This window comes from Novosphingobium rhizovicinum (assembly GCF_040813635.1).
In the GTDB taxonomy this organism is placed as follows: domain Bacteria; phylum Pseudomonadota; class Alphaproteobacteria; order Sphingomonadales; family Sphingomonadaceae; genus Novosphingobium; species Novosphingobium rhizovicinum.
In genome coordinates this window covers 1-7,099 of record NZ_JBFNXR010000030.1, presented here as the reverse complement: position 1 = coordinate 7,099, position 7,099 = coordinate 1, and the positions used below count along the sequence as shown (strand labels likewise).

The 7,099-nt window shown below is 60.3% G+C and carries 6 protein-coding genes and 1 pseudogene; 4 read left to right on the top strand and 3 right to left on the bottom strand.

What is annotated here, in order from left to right; genetic code table 11:
• The first annotated feature begins 64 nt into the window (after positions 1-64).
• Positions 65-1,236, top strand: a protein-coding gene (locus ABUH87_RS08765; RefSeq protein ID WP_367769135.1) for an IS3 family transposase whose coding sequence is annotated in 2 segments (ribosomal slippage) — positions 65-317 and positions 317-1,236 — 1,173 coding nt in all. Because the reading frame shifts where the segments join, the coding sequence is not laid out codon by codon here.
• Between the two features lie 103 nt (positions 1,237-1,339).
• On the top strand, positions 1,340-1,840 hold the full coding sequence (locus ABUH87_RS08760) for an RES family NAD+ phosphorylase (RefSeq protein ID WP_367772591.1): 501 nt from the start codon (positions 1,340-1,342) through the stop codon (positions 1,838-1,840).
• A 242-nt stretch (positions 1,841-2,082) separates the two neighbouring features.
• Here ABUH87_RS08760 and ABUH87_RS08755 read toward each other — a convergent pair whose 3' ends face one another.
• The 3 genes and pseudogenes from ABUH87_RS08755 to ABUH87_RS08745 all read right to left on the bottom strand — a co-directional run bounded on the left by ABUH87_RS08755 (position 2,083) and on the right by ABUH87_RS08745 (position 3,292).
• Positions 2,083-2,391, bottom strand: a complete 309-nt coding sequence (locus tag ABUH87_RS08755; RefSeq protein ID WP_367772593.1) for a type II toxin-antitoxin system TacA family antitoxin — start codon at positions 2,389-2,391, stop codon at positions 2,083-2,085.
• A gap of 72 nt (positions 2,392-2,463) precedes the next feature.
• Positions 2,464-2,839: pseudogene (locus tag ABUH87_RS08750) on the bottom strand (DDE-type integrase/transposase/recombinase); the annotation flags it as partial.
• A gap of 198 nt (positions 2,840-3,037) precedes the next feature.
• Positions 3,038-3,292 carry a hypothetical protein gene (locus ABUH87_RS08745; protein ID WP_367772589.1) on the bottom strand — a complete coding sequence of 85 codons (255 nt, stop codon included), beginning with the start codon at positions 3,290-3,292 and terminating at the stop codon, positions 3,038-3,040.
• A 394-nt stretch (positions 3,293-3,686) separates the two neighbouring features.
• On the opposite strand from ABUH87_RS08745, the gene ABUH87_RS08740 reads away from it, so the two are divergent.
• The gene (locus ABUH87_RS08740; RefSeq protein WP_367772586.1) at positions 3,687-4,766 is read left to right on the top strand and encodes a sigma factor-like helix-turn-helix DNA-binding protein; all 1,080 of its coding nucleotides are present in this window, start codon (positions 3,687-3,689) and stop codon (positions 4,764-4,766) included.
• A gap of 911 nt (positions 4,767-5,677) precedes the next feature.
• A complete protein-coding gene (locus ABUH87_RS08735) occupies positions 5,678-6,778 on the top strand; it encodes a cellulase family glycosylhydrolase (RefSeq protein WP_367772584.1) in 1,101 nt (366 codons plus the stop codon).
• Positions 6,779-7,099: the final 321 nt, after the last annotated feature.

Here is a 7,099-nt window from a genome sequence, read left to right as displayed (position 1 = left end):
TGACCTGACCCCCTGATTTTCCTCCACGCTCGATTAGAGTCCGGTCCATGGAAGGACGGACGAGATGAAGCGTAAGAGGTTTTCAGAAGAGCAGATCATCGGCGTGCTGAAGGAAGCCGAGGCAGGGGCGAAGACCGCAGACCTGGCACGCCGGCACGGGGTGTCGGAAGCGACGATCTACAACTGGAAGTCGAAGTATGGCGGGCTCGAGGTATCCGAGGCTCGGCGGCTGAAGGCACTCGAGGACGAGAACGCGAAGCTCAAGCGGCTGCTGGCCGATGCGATGCTGGACCAGGCTGCGCTGAAGGATCTTCTGTCAAAAAAGTGGTGACGCCCGCCGCCAAGCGGGAAGCTGTGGCTCATCTCCGGGCCTGCCACGGGATGAGCGAGCGGCGGGCGTGCCGTGTCGTTGGTGCCGATCGCAAGGGCGTGCGCTACCGCTCGACGCGGGCCGACGATGCCGAATTGAGAGAGAAGCTGCGCGAGCTGGCGAACCAACGCCGGCGGTTCGGCTATCGCAGGCTGCATATCCTGCTGCGCCGGGAGGGCGTGATGATCAACCGGAAGAAGACCCAGCGGATCTATCGGGAGGAAGGACTGGCTGTCAGGCGGCGGCGCAGCCGCAGACGTGCGATCGGCGCGAGGGCGCCGGCACCGGTTCTGGCCCTGCCGAACCAACGCTGGAGCCTGGACTTCGTGCACGACCAGATGGCGTCGGGCCGGCGGTTCCGTGTGCTCAACGTCGTCGATGACGTGACCAGGGAGTGCCTGGCAGCGGTGCCGGACACGTCGATCTCCGGGCGCCGGGTGGTGCGCGAGCTGACCGAGCTGATCGCGAAGCGTGGCAAGCCGGGGATGATCGTCAGCGATAACGGCACGGAACTGACCTCCAACGCCGTGCTGGCATGGTGCGGGGAAATTGGCGTGGAGTGGCACTACATCGCGCCCGGCAAGCCGATGCAGAACGGCTATGTCGAGAGCTTCAACGGCCGCATGCGCGATGAGCTGCTCAATGAGACGCTCTTCCTCAGCCTCGATCACGCCCGCGCCGAGATCGCCGCGTGGGTGGAAGACTACAACCGGGAGAGGCCGCACTCGGCCCTTGGATACGACACCCCGGCGGCGTTCGCCGCCGAACTGCAACAGCAATGGCCTGCTCCGCTACGCCCTACGGGCTCCGCTGCGCAGCCCATTGCTTCAACCGCGCTCATGCGCAAAACAACCGCCCGGCTCTAATCCCAGCTGGAGGAAAGCTGGGGGTCAGGTCAGAGGGCAGGGCAGGCGAAATCCTGGACTATATCGACGCCGTGGATGCAGGCATTTACGCCTGACCGCTCCCATGCATTATCAAGGAAAGCTCTATCGGGCGCTGAACCCGATCCATGCGCGCGAGCCTCTGTCGGGGCGCGGCGCCGAGCTGTACGGCGGCCGCTTCAACCCGAAAGGAACGGCCGCGCTGTACCTAGCGACCTCGCTGCACACGGCAATCCGGGAGGTCAACCAAGTCGGCGACCTTCAGCCGACTACGATCGTGGGGTACGATAGCGATATAGAAAACGTGCTCGACGGCCGCGATTCGAGGGTACTCAGGAAATTCGGCATGACCTTGGCCGGCCTCGCTGACCCGACCTGGCGAGACCAGATGCGTGGCGGCGGCAAGGCTGCGACCCAGACCTTCGCCGCAACCCTCATCGCCGAGGGCTTCAACGGGCTGCTGGTCCGCAGTTTCGCCCGCGGCTCTTCGGACGGGGATCTCAACCTCGTGCTCTGGAACTGGAGCGACACGCCGCCATCTCGGGTTACGCTCATCGACGATGACGGATGCCTGAGCAAGGTCTAAGCTTGCGGACTGGGCCTTTGCCGTGGGCGCGGCGCTACAATGTCAGGTGGGAGATATTGGAGCCGCCTCGCCACCTTCTCGGGATCGCGGCAGTCGAGCATGACGACTGCAATGCGCAATGCCTCGGCGGGGCCCGCCAAGCGTATCAAACAATCCACCAGCAGGCGCCACCATAGCCGCACGCCTGAAACCGGCTGTCAACGCCGATCATCGAGATATAGGCCTTGCGTCCTGAGGCGCGGTCACCGGCTGACGATGGTCTCGCGATGACGCGCGAAGGCTACGCGCAGCCGATCAGTCGGTGCCGGCGGCGCTTTAAGCGCCGCGAAGAAGGCTGCATGGGTCAACCGGTGCAAGCTGGTGCGCTCATGCGCTGCGATCGTCTCCATCGCCGAGCGATAGGCAGCATTCACGGTAAAGGCGGAAGCATCTACCCCGGACAGCGCGGCAGCCTGCTGGAGGGCTTGCTTTGATGTACGACTTGGTGCGAATTTCAGCCGCTCGCTGTTGCGCTCCTCGATAGCGCCGACCTGATCTTGGAAGCCAAGCATGGCGTACCTCCTGTCTTCCGCTCCTATGTCCGCCTTATCGGTGCACGTTTCAACAAGAGCTGAAAGCCGCTCGATCTCGGGCTTGCCGAAGCGCGCCAAGGCTTCCTCCAAGGCGGCGACGCAGAAGCCGGCGTCCATGGTGTTCGACAATCGCCAGGACAGGACTTTCCGGCTTGCCCAGTCCAATCGCCACCAGATAGAGGGACCCGCGGCGCATGGGGATATACGTCACGTCGGCGCACCAGACATGGTTGGGTCGCTCGATCGCCAGCTTGCGCAGCAGATAGGGATAGACCCGGTGCTGCGGGTGCGGATCGCTGGTGCGTGGTCGCTGGTAGATCGGCGACAGGCCCATCTTCGCCATCAGGCGCCGTACCCGCCGCCGCCCGACCTCATGGCCAGCGCGCCGGAGGTGCCGCGCCATCTGACGGCTCCCGTACTATGGGCACTCCATGAACGTCTCGTCGGTCACCGTCAAACAGGCGGCGTGAACGACAACCGGGATTAGCTTAACTCAGCCGCCAATCTGTCCAAGAAGGCGGGACCACCTCACCCTATCTTCGACTGCTATATCGATGTGCGTTGATGAGAAGCCTTTAGGTCAAGCCTTGGCACGCGGGGCCAATTGTAGACTCATACGCCGGTGCTATTCTTCACGTCGCGACGTGGAACCGCCCACATTCTCGTCGTGACCACTCTTGTCGCTGAAGAACGCCAGCGCAAACAGACCACATCCCAGCAACACTGAAACGAACACGCCTAGGATGGTGGCGATCACCGCATGGAGGCTCCAGGCATCCATTGCTCGAATATACAGCACCATGAGGATACCCGCTAGGACGATCCACTTGACCATGCGCCGGAACTCGGCTGCTGCAGCACGTTTCTTGGTGTCCTCCATAGCAGCCCTCTATATAGGGACGAGGCGGTAAAACGCGAGGCTGCTCTCGTTTCTCCTGCAGCGTCAGTGGCATACTTTTGCCCATCGCAGCACTTACGAACTACATCATGCTACAATGGGACTAGCCCGCGCGGGTCGTCCAGCCTCTGCAGCCAATCCCCATGCGCTAAGAGGCTGGACCTACTATCCTCGTCGAGCGCGGTACGTTCGCACGATGAGCGAGCGAGCACTAGTTGAATGCATCCGATCCCGATCAACCGTAGCGATGGTACGTGCTCCTACCCTACGCATTCCTACTGATGGGCATGGTTACTAAGATTGCGCAACGTGTGGAGCATTGCGCGGTCACGGAGACGGCGGGGGGTCGACTCCAGGGGAACCGGAAGTAAGCTCCATGTCCAAAATCACCATCGCTTTGGAAGCCGCTGTTGCAACGGTTATTGAGAACCGTGCAAATGAGGGGGAGCGGCAGACCGCTCGGCAGCGGGCAAATGTCGATAAGGCATTCGCGAAGATCCTGAAGTTGATTGCTCCCCGCATTCGCCACTTCACCAAGCAGTATGGCTTGGTGGCGCACTGGGAAGATGCCGAGCAGTGCTGCGCCATAGGCGTGCACCGCGCGATTGAAGCGTATGATCCGACCAAGGCGCAGTTCACCACGTTTGTAAACTGGCAGCTGCGCGGCGAACTCCAGAGCCTGCGTTTCCGCTTGATGACGGACCAGCGCTCATCGGCCAAGAAGGTAGAGGCGACCACGGTGTCCCTCCACACAGCGATAAGCGGTGCGGATGGCGAGGAAACATCGCTGGAGGGGCTGATTGAGGACGAAGGCGCGCTGAAGCTCACCGAGAGCCGCGCCTCCGATTACCTCGCCAAGCGCAGCACCGATGCGCTGATTGAAGAGTATGTTCGTCACAATCGTACAGCGGGCCTTGAGCAACTTCGCCGTCGCCCGCAACCCAAGCGCGCTCTGCGCCAGCTTGAGGCTCAGACTGGGTCGCGCTCATCGTTCGGCCGCATCGATCCGGCAGAGGTGCAGAAGCTTGAAGAAAAGCTGGCACGTGATCGTGAGATCCTGGAGCGCCGGGTGTTCGAAGAAGCGACGCTCGACGAAGTCGGCGTGAGCACGGGCATAACCAAGGAGCAGATCCGTCAGATCAGCAAGCGCGCAACCAAAGGACTGGCTGAGCTTGCATCCACACAGCCCCGCTTCACGATCATGGCGGACTGCGGTGTCGCCGCGGCCAAGACTACGAAGAGTAAAGCACCCGTTGAAGCTGCGGTGCCTCAGATCGCCGCCGCGACGAAGGTCAGCTTACTCCCCGATCCGGCGCAACTGCACAACCGCGCTCTCAAGGTCACTTCAATCGGCGATGGTCAAAACTCTTCCGCACCCACCGCTGCTGCAGAGCTTATCGCTCAAGGCATGTTGCAGCCTTCGCTCTGTAGCGCTCCGGGTTTGTTGGCCGCCTGATCGAAAATGAACCGCAGCCAGCGGGTCGAGGTGACGCAAGGGCGCCATAACCCGCGCTTCGTCGTGATCTCGCTGGGCAGTTAAGGCTGACACCTTCGACAATGAGATGTAACCGCTGCAGACAGCCCAGTGGCAGCGGTTACACGATGCCGTTGAAAACTCGTATTCTGATGCGCTCAGTTTAAAGCCCTATCGTCGACCTAAATGCTGTCAGTGGGTCAGGGCATTGCGGCCAAGTATGCGGACACAAGCCTTTCAGGTACCAGCGTGTCGCGAGGATGGCGACTGTAGTGCAAAATCCGCTTAAGACCACCAGCAACCATCTTGGTTTAATGCCGAGTGATGGCTTGATGACCCACTCGACGCACACCGCGCATATCCAGAAAACGACAATCTGCACCCTCGACTCTGTTAGCGGGAGGGAGAAGCGGCTGAGTACCGCAAGGGCCGTCAAGGACAGAACAAAGGCGACTGACGTCATCATCTGGCCCACACCGGTTGACTCCTCAGATAGCGAAGGCCGGGGTGCGCCTCTAAATAGCGAATGAAACTGCACAGCTCGGATCCCTAAAGCGCTTAGTGTGAATTCGTAGATCTGCACCGTTTTGTCGGAAGCGCCGTTGCAGTTTTGCCCCAAACCCATAGCTGCTGCGCTAACACCCCATACGTTTGCGCATACTCCATCTCTTCGCGGTGATCGATCGCCAGGTGCGGGTCTGGCGCTCGACGAGGACATCAGTCGATTTCGGCGGGCTTTGAAAACCAAAGGCTCTTGGTGCATAGCGTTGACCAGGCGCTCTGCACCGCCCGGTCTAGCAGAGCATCTCCGTGTAGAAGCATTGGGTGCATAGCTTGGAACCGATCATCACTCCTCAGCAGAGAGTTTGAGCGTGTACACAAGGGGAAAGTACATGATCCGCGTTCTCGCAGTGGTCGTCTTATTCGCCTCCATGGGGGTATACGCGATGACGAAGGCTCCGAGTGATCAATCTCATGCTAGCGTTCGCGCGCTTAGGACCCTGCAGCATGAACAGCGCAATGGCACTAGCCTTAGCAACAGCGTGAACGGCTACTACGAGGACGTACGGCGGGTCGTCGCGCCATATGTGCTCGATGGCGGCGTCCGGGCTTTGCGCATTCCAATCCGGCGTAAGCACCTGTGGCAGAATGGCGAGATACAAAACGTCATCCAGCATAATGGGTGGCCTACAAAGCAATGGCTAGCGCTCAAGCCGATCATAGACTTCTCGCTTGCCAAGGACGTTGCAGTTGTCATCGACGATCACACCTACTCCGCCTACGGCCATCCTGACCTTCTGCCCTTCTGGGTAGCACTCGGCACAAAGCTGAAAGAAACCTACGGCGACAACGACCTGATCCATCTGGAATTGCAGAATGAGAGTAGCAGGGGTGGATGGGAGGCCGGCTATGCCACGAATGCTCGTAACCTAATCCACGGCATCCGCGCTGCGGGTATCACATATCCAGTGATCCTTGGGTGGGGCGGATGGAACAGCATTGGCGGTTATGAGCGGGCGCTGGCGGAAATTGACGCGATAGGTGGCGTTGGAGCTCTGGACCCCCTCGGCAAGGTGGAGTTCTCAGCGCACCACTATCCTACGACAACGGGCAATGATCAGGCTAGGGGCGACAGGAGCGCACCACAGATTAAAGGCACGGCCGTCTCGCCCAAGTTCAAAGCGGCATTCGATGAATTCAAGCGCCGCGGGCTGCGCATCTGGATTACCGAAATAGGTATGGGCGGTGGTGCCCGTGGCTGGCTCGCAAATGGCAGCGGCGATCCTGCTTTTGACGGGAGGGCATGGTTCAAAGAGTTCACGGCACTTGTTGGCGATTATCCCAGCACTGTAGCTGGTGTCCTTGCTTGGGGCGGCGGTAGCGCTTGGCCTGATACCTACCCGTTCAAGGTCGAGTATGGAAAAGGGCAATGGGAAGCGACCAAAGATACCGACCTTTGGCGTTCAATGATCGGCTTCTGGAAAGGAGAGTAACTGAGCGTCCCGCCTTGTAGAGACCTCATACCTTCGGCAAAAGAGCATGTGCTGCGCCCAAGCTGCGTAGTCAGGCCAATTTCCAGCTCGCTCGTCCGCGCTACTGCATGAGCTACTCGCAAAATCGAATGATCTACCCGGCACGGCTGCTAGGCGAGGCTCGCGCGGCACCATCATGATTAGCTTCCAGGGTGCAGCAGGTGATGCGCGCCAATTGAGATCAGCAGCTTATGAGACCTGTGCGCGGGTGGGCGTAGACAGGTGCGATGAATGCTGATTCTATGCGCTTTCCCAGGAGGAGAGCAGGCGATGGCGCATCGT

Excerpts from the sequence above, each read along its gene's own strand:
- ABUH87_RS08735 (WP_367772584.1), top strand. The coding sequence starts at position 5,678 with ATGATCCGCGTTCTCGCAGTGGTCGTCTTATTCGCCTCCATGGGGGTA.
- ABUH87_RS08760 (WP_367772591.1), top strand. The coding sequence starts at position 1,340 with ATGCATTATCAAGGAAAGCTCTATCGGGCGCTGAACCCGATCCATGCG.
- ABUH87_RS08755 (WP_367772593.1), bottom strand. The coding sequence starts at position 2,391 with ATGCTTGGCTTCCAAGATCAGGTCGGCGCTATCGAGGAGCGCAACAGC.
- ABUH87_RS08745 (WP_367772589.1), bottom strand. The coding sequence starts at position 3,292 with ATGGAGGACACCAAGAAACGTGCTGCAGCAGCCGAGTTCCGGCGCATG.
- ABUH87_RS08740 (WP_367772586.1), top strand. The coding sequence starts at position 3,687 with ATGTCCAAAATCACCATCGCTTTGGAAGCCGCTGTTGCAACGGTTATT.